The 16,205-nt window shown below is 60.9% G+C and carries 15 protein-coding genes; 12 read left to right on the top strand and 3 right to left on the bottom strand.

Annotation, left to right across the window (positions count from 1 at the left end; all coding sequences use genetic code 11):
- The 12 genes from VFI82_10170 to VFI82_10115 form a co-directional block, all read left to right on the top strand.
- The coding region (locus tag VFI82_10170; protein ID HET7185041.1) for a hypothetical protein at positions 1-284 on the top strand (284 nt) is incomplete at its 5' end.
- Complete coding sequence (locus VFI82_10165) at positions 284-1,402, top strand: NAD-dependent epimerase/dehydratase family protein (GenBank protein HET7185040.1); 1,119 nt, start codon at positions 284-286, stop codon at positions 1,400-1,402. The genes VFI82_10170 and VFI82_10165, both read left to right, overlap by 1 nt.
- A 34-nt stretch (positions 1,403-1,436) precedes the next feature.
- Positions 1,437-2,537 carry a GDP-mannose 4,6-dehydratase gene (locus VFI82_10160; protein ID HET7185039.1) on the top strand — a complete coding sequence of 367 codons (1,101 nt, stop codon included), beginning with the start codon at positions 1,437-1,439 and terminating at the stop codon, positions 2,535-2,537.
- The gene (locus tag VFI82_10155) at positions 2,534-3,820 is read left to right on the top strand and encodes a TIGR04295 family B12-binding domain-containing radical SAM protein (protein HET7185038.1); all 1,287 of its coding nucleotides are present in this window, start codon (positions 2,534-2,536) and stop codon (positions 3,818-3,820) included. Before VFI82_10160 ends, VFI82_10155 begins: the two co-directional genes overlap by 4 nt.
- Positions 3,808-4,917: a glycosyltransferase family 4 protein gene (locus tag VFI82_10150; GenBank protein HET7185037.1), complete on the top strand. Its 1,110-nt coding sequence runs from the start codon at positions 3,808-3,810 to the stop codon at positions 4,915-4,917. The genes VFI82_10155 and VFI82_10150 overlap by 13 nt, the downstream gene beginning before the upstream one ends.
- Entirely contained in the window at positions 4,914-6,047 is a 1,134-nt protein-coding gene (locus VFI82_10145; protein ID HET7185036.1) for a glycosyltransferase, read from the top strand. Before VFI82_10150 ends, VFI82_10145 begins: the two co-directional genes overlap by 4 nt.
- A gap of 147 nt (positions 6,048-6,194) precedes the next feature.
- Positions 6,195-7,283, top strand: coding sequence for a glycosyltransferase (locus VFI82_10140; protein HET7185035.1), 1,089 nt, complete (start codon positions 6,195-6,197; stop codon positions 7,281-7,283).
- Between the two features lie 35 nt (positions 7,284-7,318).
- Entirely contained in the window at positions 7,319-8,434 is a 1,116-nt protein-coding gene (locus tag VFI82_10135; protein HET7185034.1) for a glycosyltransferase, read from the top strand.
- A gap of 154 nt (positions 8,435-8,588) precedes the next feature.
- The gene (locus VFI82_10130; GenBank protein ID HET7185033.1) at positions 8,589-9,653 is read left to right on the top strand and encodes a glycosyltransferase family 4 protein; all 1,065 of its coding nucleotides are present in this window, start codon (positions 8,589-8,591) and stop codon (positions 9,651-9,653) included.
- Complete coding sequence (locus VFI82_10125; GenBank protein ID HET7185032.1) at positions 9,650-11,863, top strand: amylo-alpha-1,6-glucosidase; 2,214 nt, start codon at positions 9,650-9,652, stop codon at positions 11,861-11,863. Before VFI82_10130 ends, VFI82_10125 begins: the two co-directional genes overlap by 4 nt.
- Positions 11,864-11,944: 81 nt before the next feature.
- On the top strand, positions 11,945-12,244 hold the full coding sequence (locus tag VFI82_10120) for a CDGSH iron-sulfur domain-containing protein (protein HET7185031.1): 300 nt from the start codon (positions 11,945-11,947) through the stop codon (positions 12,242-12,244).
- A gap of 114 nt (positions 12,245-12,358) precedes the next feature.
- Complete coding sequence (locus tag VFI82_10115) at positions 12,359-12,835, top strand: DinB family protein (protein HET7185030.1); 477 nt, start codon at positions 12,359-12,361, stop codon at positions 12,833-12,835.
- Positions 12,836-12,912: 77 nt separating this feature from the next.
- Here VFI82_10115 and VFI82_10110 read toward each other — a convergent pair whose 3' ends face one another.
- From VFI82_10110 to VFI82_10100, 3 genes are all read right to left on the bottom strand, one after another.
- On the bottom strand, positions 12,913-13,161 hold the full coding sequence (locus VFI82_10110) for a hypothetical protein (protein ID HET7185029.1): 249 nt from the start codon (positions 13,159-13,161) through the stop codon (positions 12,913-12,915).
- Positions 13,162-13,301: 140 nt separating this feature from the next.
- Complete coding sequence (locus tag VFI82_10105; protein HET7185028.1) at positions 13,302-14,543, bottom strand: VWA domain-containing protein; 1,242 nt, start codon at positions 14,541-14,543, stop codon at positions 13,302-13,304.
- A 106-nt stretch (positions 14,544-14,649) separates the two neighbouring features.
- Positions 14,650-16,140, bottom strand: a complete 1,491-nt coding sequence (locus VFI82_10100; GenBank protein ID HET7185027.1) for a magnesium chelatase — start codon at positions 16,138-16,140, stop codon at positions 14,650-14,652.
- Between the last annotated feature and the right edge of the window lie 65 nt (positions 16,141-16,205).

Raw genomic sequence — 16,205 nt, 5'->3', positions numbered from 1 at the left:
TGCGCACCGGCATGAGTTGGGCCGATTCTTTCCGCCCCAACGCTGAAGCTTGGTTTGACCGGCAGATGAGTTCTCTCGCCGAGTTCGATACGACCCTTACCCTGTGCTTCACGCCCGAGCACCTCGGCATCGTGCCGCACTACACCAGCCCGCCCAAGGACCCGCAGGACTTCGCGGACTTTGCCGCCTGGGCCGTGAACCGGTATGCCACTCCGGCGGCATTGCAAGCGCCACTGGCATCCGGCTTCGCCGGCGAGCGGGTTCAGGTAGGAGCGCAACGCTGATGAGCAAGAAAGTCCTGGTTACCGGAGGAGCGGGATTTCTAGGTTCTCACATGGTTGACGCCCTGCTGCGGCGCGGCGACTCGGTTCGTGTGTTCGACAACCTTACTCCCCAAGTCCATCCCGCCGGGCTCCCCGATTATCTGCCGCGTGACGTGGATGTCCTCCGTGGCGACATGCGCGATGCCGACCGCCTGCGCGACGCCGTTCGCAACGTGGACGTCATTTTTCATCTTGCGGCCGCCGTCGGCGTCGGCCAGTCCATGTACGAGATCGCCCACTATGTCGGTGTGAATACCCAGGGCACGGCGAATCTCTTGCAGCTCTTGCTTGATACCAAGGTCAAAGTCGAAAAATTGATTGTGGCTTCCTCCATGTCCATCTACGGCGAAGGGCGTTATCTCTGCTCCTCGTGTGGAGAGGTGGCCCCCCCGGTCCGTTCCCAGCAGCAGTTGCTGCGCAAGGAATGGGACACGACCTGCCCGCGTTGTGACTGTACGCTGACGCCGTTGCCTACCGGCGAGTCCAAGCCCTTGCAGTGCAGCTCCATTTATTCCTTGAGCAAGAGAGACCAGGAAGAGATGGCGCTCTTGTTCGGGCGCACCTACGGCCTTCCGGTGGTCGCGATGCGGTACTTCAACATCTATGGCCCGCGCCAGGCGCTGTCCAATCCCTATACCGGCGTCGCGGCCATCTTTGCCTCGCGCCTGCTCAATCGACGCGCGCCGATGGTCTTTGAAGACGGTCGCCAGAAACGCGATTTTGTCAGCGTGCACGATGTTGTGCAGGCGAACCTTCTCGCCATGGAACGCGAGCAGGCCAATGGCATGGCTTTGAATGTCGGTTCCGGAGAGCCCGTCACCATTGAACAAGTGGCGCAGGTGCTCGCAATCGCTCTTGACACGGTCATCCCCGCCGAGATCACGGGGAAATATCGCGCCGGCGATGTTCGGCATTGTTATGCCGACATCTCGGCCGCCGGGCGCGTATTGGGCTACAAGCCCAAAGTTCGTTTTGCCGAAGGCATCCGCGAATTGGTCCAGTGGCTGCGCGAGCAACCCGCCGAGGACCGCGTCGCGGAGGCCACGCAGCAGCTCGGGGCCTACGGTCTTACCGCCTGAGAGGCTGCGAACAATTGGAATGAAAGAGACGGCCATGAAGAAAACAGATCGTTTCCGATCTGTCGTCATCTTCGGGGGGGCCGGCTTCATCGGGTCGAATCTGGCCCATAAGCTGCTCGAGACGACAGACGCGAAAGTACAAATCTTCGACAACCTCTCTCGCCCCGGTGTGCGCAACAACCTGCACGCCTTGCAAAAAGCGGCCGGGAATTCCGGGCGCCTGCAGATCACCATCGGCGACGTTCGCGATGCCGCCATGGTCGATCGCGTCGTCCGTTACGCCACCGAGATCTATCATTGCGCCGCGCAGGTTGCGGTCACCACCTCGGTTAGCGATCCCCGCCTCGACTTCGACGTCAACCTGCTGGGCACCTTCAACGTGCTGGAAGCGGCGCGCAAGCACGGTCGGCGTCCTTTCATGCTTTTCACCTCCACCAACAAGGTGTACGGCGAAATGGCCTCGCGCCAGGTCGTTCGCCAGGCCACGCGCTACGCCTACCGGAACTCCCAGGGCATTTCCGAAGCGGAGCCGCTCGATTTCCACTCCCCGTACGGCTGCTCCAAGGGCGCCGCCGACCAGTACGTTCGCGACTACTCCCGCATCTACGGCATTCCGACCGTCGTTTTCCGCATGTCGTGCATTGCCGGCGCGCGCCAGTTTGGCACTGAAAACCAGGGCTGGGTCGCGCATTTCCTGTACTCGGCATTGCAAGGAATTCCATTGACCATCTACGGTGACGGACGCCAGGTCCGCGATGTGCTGTCCGTCGATGATCTCGTCCGCGCCTTCGATGCGGTTCGCGACAACCTGCCTCTCACGGCCGGGCAAATCTACAACGTGGGCGGCGGGCCGGCGAACACCATTTCTTTGCTGGAACTGATGGCACTCATCGCGGACATCACCGGCACGCGCGTCGAATACGAAACCGCCGAGCGCCGTCCCGGCGACCAGCTCATCTACGTCACCGATTGCGGCAAGCTCCACCGCGATACCGGCTGGGAGCCGCGCTTGAGCGTACGTCAGACTTTGCAGAGCGTCTTTAACTGGTGGAAGCGCAATCGCGACCTGTTCCAGCCGGCCGAGCAGCCGGAGCGCGCCGCCGCCAACCTGCTGGAACTTCCGGGGGCGGCATGAAGTTTGCCCTTGTCAATCCCAACTGGGACTTCACAGGCTCCACTTATTTTGGCTGCCGCGATCCGCACTATCCGCTCGAGTTGCTCTTCGCCGCCGACCAGATTCGCCAAGCCGGACACGAGCCTTTGTTGGTTGACGCCCAGGCGGACATTCTGAACACCACCGAAACCAGGCGCCGCATCGACGCCTTCGCTCCCGATTTCCTCGTTATCCCGACCGCGCCTTCGTATCTGTTCTGGCGCTGTCCGCCCCCGGAAGTTCGTGTTCCGAAGGAGTGGTTCGCCGCTCTTGGCAGTAAAGCCGTTAAGGTCGCCGTTGGACCCCACACCTCCGCCACCCCGCTTCCCGCCATGCGCAAAATGGACGTGCAGGTTGGCATGCGCGGCGAAATCGACATCACCTTGTCGCAACTTGCCTCGCAACCGTGGCAAACCATTGACGGCTGCTGCTGGCGCGATGATCACGGAGACCATTTTTCTCCCACCCTTGGGGTCGCGGACATGAAGGCGCTGCGGGCGCTTGACTTTCATGACTACGACGTCGCGCAGCACCGCCACCGCCACCACGTTTTCTCCGGGGAAGGGTGCGGCGCCGAGCTCGAATTCGCGCGCGGCTGCCCATGGTCCTGCAATTTCTGCAATAAGACATTATTCCGCAATAAGTTCCGCGAACGCGACGTGGACCAGGTCCTGCTCGAAATCGACCGCCTGATCGCCCGCGGCGTGGACTACGTTTACTTCATCGACGAGATTTTTGGCGTCGGAAAGAACGTGCGCACGTTGCTGGAAGGCATCGCGGAGCGGGAACTCAGCATCGGTTTTCAGAGTAGGATTGATCTTTGGGACGAGGATAGCCTGGACCTGCTCGGCCGCGCCCACTGCATCTCCATGGAGTGTGGCATCGAGTCGATTACCGACCACGGCCGCGATCAACTGAACAAGGGCTGCCGCATGAGCACGGAACGCTTGACCGAACTGCTGGTCTACGCGCGGCAGCGCATCCCGTGGGTGCAGGCCAACCTCATTCTGACCGAGCACGACGACAAGAACGAGATCCGCCGCTGGCAGGAGCACCTGAAGTCGCAAGGCGTCTGGGTCAGTGAGCCCGTGCCCATGTTTCCGTTTCCGGGCACGCCGCTGTACGCGCAAATGTTTGGCCCGCCCGACGACCAGGCCTGGGAACGCGCGCACCATTACTACACCTCCGCGTTCTCCGCGAAAGGCTTCAGCGACATCCAGGAACAGAAGCCGGCGTCGATTGAGGATCTGGAATGCACCTGCTAGTCACCGCCGATACGCTCGGTGGAGTCTGGACTTACGCTCGTGAGTTAGTGACCGGTCTGGCGCGCCGGGGCGTGCGTGTCACCCTCGTCAGCCTCGGCGAAATTCCCACCGCCGAGCAATGCGCCTGGATGGAAGGCCTGCGCGGCCTCGACTTCCGCCCCACCGCGTTTCGCCTGGAATGGATGCAGGAAGCCGAGCAGGACCTGGACAGCTCGTCCGAGTTTTTGCTCTCCGTGATTCGCGATGCGGCGCCCGACCTCGTCCACTTCAACCAGTTCTGCTACGGCGCGCTCCCGCTCGACATCCCCCGCGTGGTTGCCGCCCACAGTGACGTGCTCAGCTGGTGGGTCAGCGTGCACGGCGAGGAGCCCCGCCATACCAGGTGGCTACGCTGGTACCGCGATGTTGTTACTCGCGGCGTTGCCGGCGCCACCGCCGTCGTTGCCCCGTCGCGCTGGATGCTGGACGCTGTGGGCGCGTACTATGTCCGCCCGGCGCAGGGCACGGTGGTTTACAACGGCCGCAATCCCGGCCTCTTCAACCCCCACGGCACAAAGGATGACCTCGTCCTCTCGGTCGGACGTCTGTGGGATTCGGCAAAGCAGGTCACGCTGCTCAGCCAGTGCGAGCAAAAGGCTCCCGTGCTCATCGCCGGCTCCGACAAGCATCCCGACGAAGTCCTGCGGGGAGCGCGTCCCGCGTTTCCTGCGCGCCGCCGCATGCAGTTCACGGGCGAGCAGTCCGAAAACCGGCTTTCACATCTCTACAGCCGCGCTTCCATGTACGCCGCCACCTCCCGCTACGAGCCGTTCGGACTCGCGCCCCTGGAGGCCGCCTTCTCCCGTTGCGCCATCATCGCCAACGATATTCCCACGTTCCATGAAATCTGGGGCGATGCCGCCTGCTACTTCCGTTATAACGACGCCGCCGATCTCGCGCGCGCCATCGCACGCCTGCAAAGCGATCGCGAGCTGCGGCTCACCTACGCCAATCTTGCGTATCACCGCGCCCGCCAGCGCTATACCGCCGAGCGCATGGTCGACGACTACATGAATCTGTACGAATCCCTGGTACCGACTGGAGCAGCCGTCGCATGAGTCAGTCGCTGAACATTCATTTTTTCGCGCATTCCTGGGTTTCCGACTGGAACCACGGCAATGCCCACTTTCTCCGCGGGCTGGCGCGCCAGTTGATCCGCATGGGCCATCGCGTGACCTGTTATGAGCCGTTGGGTTCCTGGTCCCTGTCCAACCTGGTTCGCCAGGAAGGCGAGCTTGCCATCAGTTCGATCGATGAGTTTCGCCGTGTCTATCCCGATCTCAACATTCAATTCTTCAACAATGACGCCCAATTCGCTGAGTTCGCGCAATCTCACTTGCGCAACGCCGATGTCGTCATCATCCACGAGTGGACCGATCCCATCGTCGTCAACACCATTCTCGGACTCAAGCAGAGCCTCGGTTTTCGCGCGCTGTTGCACGACACTCACCACCGCGCCTATACCAGCGCCGCCGAGATCCTTAAATTCCGCCTCGATCTTTTTGACGGGGTGCTCGCTTTCGGCGAAGCCATCCGCCGCATTTACGTGGAAGGCTTCGGCGTGTCCCGCGGCTGGACGTTTCACGAGGCCGCTGACGTTGACACCTTCAGGCCCCTGCCGCTGGAAAAACGCGATGACCTGGTCTGGATCGGCAATTGGGGCGACGAGGAGCGCACCCGGGAACTGCAGGAATTCCTCGTCGAACCCGCCCTCCAGCTCCGGCACCGCAGTTTCGTGGTCCACGGCGTTCGTTATCCCGACGCCGCCCGCCGCAACCTGGCGAATGCCGGCATCGACTTCCGCGGCTACGTCCCCAATCTCAGCACGCCCGCGGTCTATGGCCGCAGCCGGTTGACCTTGCACGTCCCACGCCGCCAGTACACCAACGGCCTGAGCGGCATCCCCACCATCCGCGTCTTTGAGGCCCTGGCCTGCGGCGCGGCCTTGTTGTGCTCGCCATGGATCGATGCCGAGGGCCTCTTTCGTCCCGGGGAAGATTACGTTTGCGTTGCCGACACCCGTGCCATGGTCGCTGAAATTGAGCACCTTCTGCGCGACGAGGGGGCTCGCCGCCAAATTGCCGACAACGGCCTGCAAACCATTCGCCGCCGCCATACTTGCGCTCTTCGTGCAGAACAGCTCCTGGACATAATCGATGAATTGGGCAGAGAGGGACCACTTCGGTGACACGCTTTGGGAAGGGCACGGCTTCAGCCGTGCCGAACGAACTCTTTGCGGGGAAGGGCACGGCTTCAGCTGTGCCGAAACCAATTGTCTGATTGTCATTCCGAGGGGCTTTAGCCCCGAGGCATCTCGGTTTCCTGAACTGCACTTATGAAACTGTTCATCTTCGGCTCCAGCCTCACTTCTTCTTATTGGAATGGCGCCGCCACTTATTACCGCGGCATCTACAAGAACCTGCACGCGCTCGGGCACGACATTACCTTTGCCGAACCCGATATCTATGGCCGCCAGCGGAAGCGCGATGCCGGCGACATTGATTACGCTAGCATCCGCGTTTACCAGACCCCGTCCGAACTTGAGCGCATGCTCGCTCAGGCCTCCGACGCTGATCTCGTCGTCAAGCACAGCGGCGTCGGCGCCGATGATGAATTCCTGGAGCGCGCGGTTCTCGATCTGCAATCTGCCTCGACCCAAGTCGCTTTTTGGGACGTCGATGCCCCCGCCACTTTGGCTCGCGTCGAGGAAAATCCCGGCGATCCCTTCCGCCCTCTAATCCCCGCCTACGACTTCATCTTCACCTATGGCGGCGGGCCGCCCGTGGTCGATCACTATCTCAACCTGCGGGCGCGCAACTGCCACCCGATTTACAACGGGCTCGACCCCGAGACGCACCATCCCGTCGCACCGGATCCAGCGCTCGCCTGCGACCTGGCGTTCGTCGGACATCGCTTGCCGGATCGCGAGCGGCGTGTCGAAGATTTCTTCCTGCGCGCCGCCGAACTCGCTCCCGACCTCAAGTTCATCCTGGGCGGTGAAGGCTGGCAAGGGAAGCCGCTGCCGGACAACGTGCGTTGGATCGGACACGTCGCCACCGGAGATCACAACCGCATCAATGGTTCAGCGCGCATGGTGCTCAACATCAACCGGGATTCCATGGCCAATGTCGGTTTCTCGCCGCCGACCCGCATCTTTGAGGCGGCCGGCGCGGGCGCTTGCGTCATTACCGATAGCTGGCCCGGCATTGATCACTTCTTCGATCTTCGCCGCGAGATTCTGGTCGCCCCTTCGGCCGAGGGCGTTGTCCGCTGGTTGCGGACTTTGAGCGAAGACGATGCGCGCGAAATCGGTGGGGCCATGCGCCTTCGCGCGCTGCGTGATCATTCCTACGCGCTGCGTGCGCGGCAGGTGGACACCATTTTGGCAGCCTCACGCATCACTGAAATGGCAAAGGCAAGCTAACTGAATACTGGAAACTGGAAACCGGAAACTGTTTTATGAAGATCGTTATTTTTGGCCTCTCCATTACGTCTTCCTGGGGCAACGGTCACGCGACCACCTTCCGCGCGCTGTGCAAAGCCCTGCACGCTCGCGGTCACCGCATTGTCTTCTTCGAGCACGATACCGAGTGGTACGCCAACAACCGCGATCTGCCCGAGCCCGATTTCTGTCAGGTCCGCATCTTTGACCGCTGGAACGACGTACTCCCCTTCGCCCGCGCCGAACTCCGCGATTGCGACGCCGCCATCGTAGGCTCCTATTTTCCTGACGGCATTGCCGCCATTGACGAGGTTCTCGACTCGCCCGCGCCGCACAAGGCCTTCTACGACATCGATACCCCAATTACCGTTGCGCAATTGCGCGAGCACGGCCGCGCCGACTACCTGCTCAAAGATCAGATCCCCGGCTTCGACGTCTATTTCAGCTTCACCGGCGGACCCATCTTGAAGGAAATTGAGAATCGTTTCGGCGCCCGTCTCGCGGTTCCACTCTACTGTTCGTTTGACCCCCTGCATTACCGCCGGTTTTCGGTGAACAAGCGTTTCGCTTGCGACCTCAGTTACATGGGCACCTACGCTCCCGATCGCCAGCCGAAGATCGAGGAGTTCTTCTGCTCTCCCGCGCGCCTGCTCCCGGATCGCAGTTTCATCCTGGCCGGCCCGCAATATCCCAAAATCATCCGCTGGCCTGACAATGTCCGCCGCATCATGCATCTAAACCCGCGCTGGCACAGCCGTTTCTATTCCTCCTCCCGCTTGACCTTGAACGTTACCCGTCGTGACATGGTCCGCGCCGGCTACTCGCCGTCGGTGCGTCTGTTTGAAGCGGCCGCCAGCGGCGCCGCCATCGCTTCCGACAATTGGCCCGGTCTCGACACCTTTTTCCGTCCCCAGCAGGAAATTCTTCTTCCCACCTGCGCCGAGGATGTTGCGCGCTATCTCACCGACCTCAGCGAGCAGGAACTCCGCTCCATCGGAAGTTCCGCCCAGGAGCGGGTTCTTGCTGACCACACCAATCATCGCCGCGCCATCGAATTTGAAAATGCCCTGGAATCCACAGCGAAATCCGCCGCCGAAGATTTCCTCATCGATTTTCCGGCCAATGCCGTCTAAGCGCCGGACCGCGCCAACGTTTCTCCTCGCCCGCGCATCTCTAAATAGGAAAGCCCTACCTGACTTGCTGGTCGCTGGCTCGTTTTAAAAACACGCTGTGGAAGTGTTGAGCGCGCGCTCGACAGTTCCACGCTATCTCGCGTTCCGAGGACCCATGCGTATTGCTCTCGTTGCACCACCGTTTATCTCCGTTCCGCCTACCGTTTACGGCGGTACGGAACTTTTCATTGCCCATCTCGCCGTCGGACTCAAGCAGCTTGGGCACGATGTCGTTGTCTACGCCAATGGCGAATCCACTGTCCCCGTTGCGCTCAAGTCGCTGTATCCCACCTCCGAGTGGCCAATCCAGGGAGAGGTCCACGGCAGTCTGAAGGACTTCAATCACAGTGCGTGGGCGATTGCGGACGCCCATGCCAACTGCGACCTGCTCCATCTCAATAACGCTCCCGGCCTGGTTTATTCGCGTTTTGTTTCCACTCCGTTCGTCTATACCATCCATCATCCCCAGGAACCTGCGCTCAGCAACTTTTACGGCTACTATCCTGATGTCACCTATGTCACCATCAGCGACTTTCAGCGCTTCCGCGAGACTATGCCGCGCATCAGCACGATTCACCACGGCCTGGACTTCTCGAAATATCGGCTCGTGACCGAAAAGCAGCCTTACCTTGCCTTCATCGGACGCATTGCCCCCGTCAAAGGCACTCACCTCGCCATCCAAATCGCAAAGCGGGCCGGGATTCCGCTCAAGATTGCCGGCGAGATCCAGCCCATAAATCAATCGTATTTCGATGCCGAGGTGAAGCCCCACCTCGACGGCGACTTCATCCAGTACATCGGAGAGGCTGACCTGGAAGCTAAGAACGAGCTTCTCGGCAATGCCACGGCCATGCTCTTTCCCATTCAATGGGACGAGCCCTTCGGCCTTGTCATGATCGAGGCCATGGCTTGCGGCACCCCAGTGATCGCCATGCCCGGGGGTTCGGTGCCCGAGATCGTGAAGCATGAGATCTCCGGTTTCGTTGGTCGCAATGTCGAAGAAATGGCGAAATACGCTCGCCGCGCCCCCGATTTTGATGCGGTGCAGGTCCGGGCTTATGCTGAGCGGGAGTTTTCCATCGAGCGCATGGTTCAGCAGTACGCCGACGTCTATGAGCGGGCCCTGGCCGGCGTTCCCGTAGCCCTGGAGAAAAAAATTCCTCAACGCGCTATTGCATGAGTACGCGCCTCTCCATTCCTGACGACGTGCTGGTGGAGATTTCTTCACCTCACGTCGAACCGCGCATTGCGTTCCAGGCGCTGGAACCGCGCAAGGTCAACAACCTGACCTTGATTGACGGCAAGACTTTCCTCTCTACAACCGTTGCCGGCGATATTTCGCCCGCGGGCGCGCCCGATGTCGGTTTTTTCCATGACGACACCCGCTTCCTCAGCAACATGGAACTGCGGGTCATGGGCAATCGCGCTGTCGTGCTCTCTTCCAACACCGAGAAGACGTTTGCCAACCAGGTTGAGCTCACGACCGGCAACATTGCCTTGCGCGAGTCCTTTGATCTTCCCGAAAACACCATTCATATCCGTCGCGAACAACTCCTCGCCTCTGACACCTTTTTCGACCGCTTGACCTTCGAGAACTTCAATCTCGTGCCCGTCAGCTTCGTGCTCGAGATCCATTACGATGCTGACTTCGTGGATGTCTTCCAGGTGCGCGGCTCCGCCCGCTCCGTGCACGGCCAGTACTACAAGCCGGTGGTCCGCGACCGCACGCTGGCATTCTTCTATCGCGGTCTCGATGGCGTGATGCGCCAGACCCAGATTGATTTTGCCCCGCAGCCGGCGCAGATCGAGGATGAGGTGGCGCGCTGGGAGATTAACCTGCCGCCGCTGCGCCAGATCCAGGTTACCGCCAGCGTTACGCCCTTCGTGCAGGGTGCGAAGAGCCGCGCCGGCAATTCCGACCAGGCCGCCAGCCTGCGCGCCCGCCGCGACGCCTTCGCCGCCTGGGAAAGCCGGTCCACCAATTTCCACAGCAGCAACGACGTCTTCGACTCCGCCCTGCGCACCGCCATCGGCGACTTCCATGCCCTCCAGATTCCTGACGGTGACCAGCACGTCGTCGCCGCCGGCATTCCCTGGTTCGCCACCATGTTCGGGCGCGATTCCATCATCGCCGCCTACCAGTCGCTCTCGCTCAACCCGCAGCTTGCCGTCGAAACCCTGCGCACCCTCGCGCATTACCAGGGCCGCGAAGTGAATGACTGGCGCGACGAGCAGCCCGGCAAGATCCTCCACGAGTACCGCACCGGCGAGATGACCCGCAACGGCGAAATGCCTTTCGGGCCCTACTACGGTTCCATTGACGCCACCCCCCTGTTCCTCATCCTGCTCAGCGAGACTTTCAACTGGACAGCCGACGAGAAGCTGGTTCGCGACCTGCTTCCCGCCGCCTATCGCGCCCTGGAATGGATTGCCAACTACGGCGATTTCGACGGCGACGGCTTCGTCGAGTACATCCGCCACTCCTCCCGCGGCCTCGCCAACCAGGGCTGGAAAGATTCCTGGGACGCCAACATGCATCGCGATGGCACGGTGGCGCGCCCGCCGATCGCGCTCGTGGAAGTGCAGGGCTACGTCTATGACGCCAAGTACCGCATGGCGTCGCTGTTGCGCGCCTTCGGCGACACCGTCAATGCCGAACGCCTCCGGCGCGAAGCCTCCGAACTCGCCAAGCGCGTGGAGAAGGCTTTCTGGATGCCCTCTCGCGGCTTTTATGCCATGGCGCTCGACGGCGAAAAAAAGCCGCTCCAGGTCATCGCATCCAATCCCGGCCACCTGCTTTGGAACCGCATCATCGGCAAGGAACGCGCCCGCGCTGTCGTCAACCGCTTTATGCGCGATGACCTTTTCTCCGGTTGGGGACTCCGCACCATGTCCGCCGAGGAGCGAATCTTCAATCCGCTCAGCTATCATCGCGGCTCCGTTTGGCCGCACGATAACTCGCTCATCGTTCACGGCATGGCGCTCAACGAATTCCGCGAGCCCGCTCTCCGTGTCTTCACCACCCTTTTCCAGGCGGCCCTTCGCTTCCGCGACTACCGCCTTCCCGAGCTTTTCTGTGGCGTGCAACGTCGCGAACACGACGATCCTGTCCACTACCCGGTTTCCTGCTCGCCGCAGGCATGGGCCTCCGGCGCCATGTTCCTGATGCTGAACTCCGTCCTCGGCATCCGCCCCAGCGCGCACAGAAAGGAACTCAACATCGTCAACCCGGAACTCCCCGACTGGCTTGAGTACCTCCAGGTTCGCAACCTCCGCATCGGTCAGAGCCGGGTCGGACTCGACTTCTCCCGCCGCGGCGCCCGCACCTTCTGCAATGTCGTGGACGTGGAAGGCGAAAAGCTCCTGGTCAATGTCGCCTTCAAAAAATAGCTTTTTCGCTGCTGGCTCAGCTATGCCCCCACGCACCCTCGCGCCCCTGTGTTACATCTATTGAGTCAGGAGGGATTCTGAATGGCTGAGGTGAAGATTACGATCCGCAGGAACGGCCCTTACCGGGTGGAAGCTTCGCCAGGTTCTGTCGATTTGGTCGATGCCGACGGCAACCCTTATGACCTCACCGCCAGGATGAAGGAAGGCAAGCTGGCTTTCTCCCTCTGTCGCTGTGGTGCCAGCGTGCAAAAGCCGTTCTGCGACGGCACTCATTCCAAGATCGGGTTCCAGGCTGCTGAAGCTGTGGTCCGGGCAGAAGAGCACCAGAAGTCCCAGCCCGTGGTGACCGATCCCACGGCCAGCAGCCCCGCCAAGGGATAGCGCCAGTAGCGGCAGAATTTGTTCCGCCCGACGGTTTTTTGAAGGGGCGCCGCTTTAGCCGTGCCGTCTAGAAGTACAGACAATTCTGCTTTCGCCTCTGGGGGGAATCGTCTCATGGCAAATCTCGATCGCTTCTCCGCCGTCCTCGCCTCTGCTCCTGCTCAACTCGGCGCCATTGCGGCGCAGGATGCGGCTTCGCATCCCAAGCCCGGCGCATGGTCGAAAAAAGAGGAACTCGGACACTTGATCGATTCCGCCATCAACAACTACGCCCGGGTCATTCGCGTGCAGCGAGAAGACGCCCCGGCTCTTCCCGGCTACGAGCAAAATGCCTGGGTCGAACGCCAGGGATACCAGGATCGCGATTGGAAGGAATTAATCTCGCTCTGGTCCGCTCTGAACCAGCACATGCTCGCCGCTGTCCGCCGCGTGCCCTCGTCCGCCCTGGCCCGCACTTGCACCATTGGCGGCGGCACGTCAATGACACTGGGATTTGTAATTGAAGACTACGTGGACCACATGGTCCACCACCTGCAGCACATCGGCCTCGCGCTCCACCAATTCCGCCGCGCCGAATCCGCCTACGCATGAACAAGAACTAAACTTTTGTCATCCTGAGCGAGGCGCCGAGCCAAAAGTCTTTCGAGTCCTTTGGCGACGAGACGAAACTACTCCGCGCTCTTCAACTTCAACCTGCTCTTGTTCTCTTCCAGAAATTCCTTCAGCCGGTCCGCCACTTCCAGCAGCCGGACCCACTGCTCGTAATACAACGTCACCGGAAACCGCCCCATCCCGTACACGCTTACCGCGCCCTTCTCGCTGACTCGGAATTCCAGTGCGCCGCTCCGCTTCGCGCCTTGTTGCTTTTCCAGCTTCTCGACCTTCGCCTTCAGTTCTTCATACGTCGGCTCTGCCATGATTGCCCTCTCCAGGAACGAATTGCGCAGGTTATGTTACAAGACCCGCTCATCGGCGGGTGGAATCGTGATTCGTCTCAGATGGTGAAGAGTTTCAAAGTAGGTTTAAACCCAAACTGGCTGGGAGCTAACAGCTGCGTTTAATGAATCGTCTTGGTCTTGCGACTCATGTAATCCATCAGCAGGTACTGGCCGAGCGTGTAGGGCGTTGTGAAGTACGCCTTCCCGCGGCACATCTCCGTCACCTTCTGCACGAATTGCACCAGGCCGTATTCGCTGGCCAGCATGAACGTGTTGATCATCACCCCGGCACGCTTGCACTTCGACACCTCTTCCAGTGTCTGGCTCACCACCAGCGGGTCCAGCCCGAATGCGTTCTTGTAAATCCGCCCGTCTTCCAGCGTCAGCGCCGACGGTTTCCCGTCCGTGATCATCACGATCTGTTTCATGTCCTTGCGCTGGCGCGCCAGCAGTCGCTGGGCTAGGCGCAATCCTTCGCGCGTGTTGGTGTAATACGGCCCTACCTTCACCCGCGCCAGTTGCGACAGCGGCACTTCCTCCGCCGAGTCGTGGAAAAGTATCAGCGACAGTGAGTCGCCCGGATACTGCGTCCGGATCAGGTGCGACAGCGCCATCGCTACCTTCTTCGCCGGCGTGAAGCGGTCTTCTCCGTACAGGATCATCGAGTGCGAGCAGTCCAGCATCAACACCGTCGCGCACGACGATTGGTACTCGCACTGGTGTACCTGCAAGTCGCTGTATTCCAGGTTCAGCGGCACCTGCAGCCCCTCGCGCTGGATCGCCGACGACAACGTCGCCGTGATGTCCAGGTTCAGCGTGTCGCCGAATTCATACGTCTTCGCCGCGCCGCTGGCTTCCACCCCCGTGGCCAGGTCGCGCGTGTCGTGACGTCCGAAGCTCGACTTGCCCAGCGAACCCAGCAGGTTCCGCAGCGTCTTGTATCCGAGGAAGTCCAGGCTCTTGTCGGTGATCTCAAACTTCGCCTGCGACTGGTTCTGCCCCACCTGCCCTCCCACCGACGACTGTTTCGACGGGTCCTGGGGTGGCTCGATGGAAATGAAGTCTTCCTGCTCCATTCTCTCCATCAGTTTTTCGATCAGCTCGTCCAGGGAACCGTCCATCTGCATCTGCCGCAGTTGTTCCTGCAGTTGCTGGTCGATGGCATCGCTGTTCATCAGCGCGTCTTCAATCGCCCGCCGCAACTCTTCCAGCGTCTGCTCGGCATCCTTCAGGTCCATGAACCCGTACGAATCCTGGAACCCGCTCTGCAGCAGGTAATCCGACAACGCGCTGAGCAGGTCTTCCATGCTCATCTCGCTCGCCGGATCCGGCACGTACTTGGTATAGGTAACCCGTTTCATGGCATCGTCTCAAGTTTCGAGGTGTCACGTTTCATGTCGTCAAAACCGCGGCTCTCAACCGAGTTCTTCCAACGTGAAACGCGAAACGTGAAACTTCCTGTGAACTCTAATTAAACGGGCGTCGACTTCGGAACGGCGGCTCTTCTCCCTTCATGCCACCGGCCTCGGCCCGGCGCGCCTGTTTCTCGCCCGCGCTGAAGACACGCTCCTCGTTGCGCCCGATTCGCTTATGCGCGTACAAACCTTCCAGCAGAAACTCCGCCGCCGAAACCTGTACTTCCGCGGGATCTTTCGGCTTCACGCCTACCGCGCTCACCTTATCGAGCAGACCCTGGATGTTCTTCACTTCCTCCAGCACCTTCACCGCCGCGGTTCCATCCTGGATCTGGATATTTCCGCCGAGGTCGAACCACTGCACGATCTGCTGCATGTTCTGTCCCTGGAAGTACTCGTCGTAGGTGTTCGCGATCGCCATGCGGATCAGCTCCCGCCCCACGTTGTCGGCGCCTTTCACCTCGCCTTCGTACTCCAGTTCCAGTTTTCCGGTGATCGCCGGCATGGCCGCATAAATGTCCCCGATGCGCGGCACCACCGTAGCTTCGCCGTGCGTGATGGCCCTTCTCTCGGCGTTGGAAATCACGTTTTCCATGCACGTAATGGGCAGCCGCTGGCTCACCCCGCTGCGCTTGTCAATCTTCTTGTCCTCGCGCGCCACGAATGCAATTCGCTCGATCACTTCGCGCACGTACTTCGGGATGTGCAGCTTGTATCCGTCGCGCTGCGCCCAGGCCTCCTGCGACGTGATCTCGATTCCTTCTTCCACCGTCGCCGGGTAGTGCGTCCGGATTTCCGAGCCGATGCGGTCCTTCAGCGGCGTGATGATCTTTCCTCGCGCCGTGTAATCCTCCGGGTTGGCGCTGAACACCAGCGCTACGTCCAGCGGCAGCCGGATCGGGTAGCCCTTAATCTGCACGTCGCCTTCCTGCATGATGTTGAACAATCCCACCTGGATTTTTCCCGCCAGGTCCGGCAGCTCGTTGAGCGCGAATATGCCGCGGTTCGCCCTCGGCAGCAGCCCGTAGTGCACCGTCAGCTCGCTCGACAGCTCGTGTCCGCCCTTGGCCGCTTTGATCGGATCGATGTCGCCGATCAGGTCCGCGATCGTCACGTCCGGCGTTGCCAGCTTTTCCACGTACCGGCTCTCCGGCGCCAACCATGCAATCGGCGTATCTTCGCCTTTGGCTGCGATCGTCTCCCGACACCGCCGGCAGATCGGCGCGTAAGGATTGTCGTGGATCTCGCAGCCGGCAACGTACGGCGTTTGCGGGTCGAGAAGGGAAGTAAGCGCCCTCAGGATCCGGCTCTTCGCCTGCCCGCGTAATCCGAGCAGGATGAAGTTATGCCGCGACAGGATTGCGTTCACGATTTGCGGCACCACCGTGTCCTCGTAGCCCACGATGCCGGGAAACAGGGTCCCGCCCTGCCGCAGCCGCGCGATCAGGTTCTCGCGCAATTCGTCTTTCACGCGGCGGCTGTTCAGGCGCGCTTCGGAATAGGAGGACTGGCGGAGCTGGCCGAGTGTCCGGGGAACATTCATTGCTTTGGGGAACCTCTCAAGGGGAACACCCTCACCTGCGGCGATTATACCCCCGCCGTATCACA

The sequence above is a fragment of the Terriglobales bacterium genome, from assembly GCA_035691485.1.
Lineage (GTDB): Bacteria > Acidobacteriota > Terriglobia > Terriglobales > Acidobacteriaceae > JAIQGF01.
The sequence above is the reverse complement of the archived record's forward strand: the minus strand, read 5'-3'. Positions and strand labels throughout refer to the sequence as shown.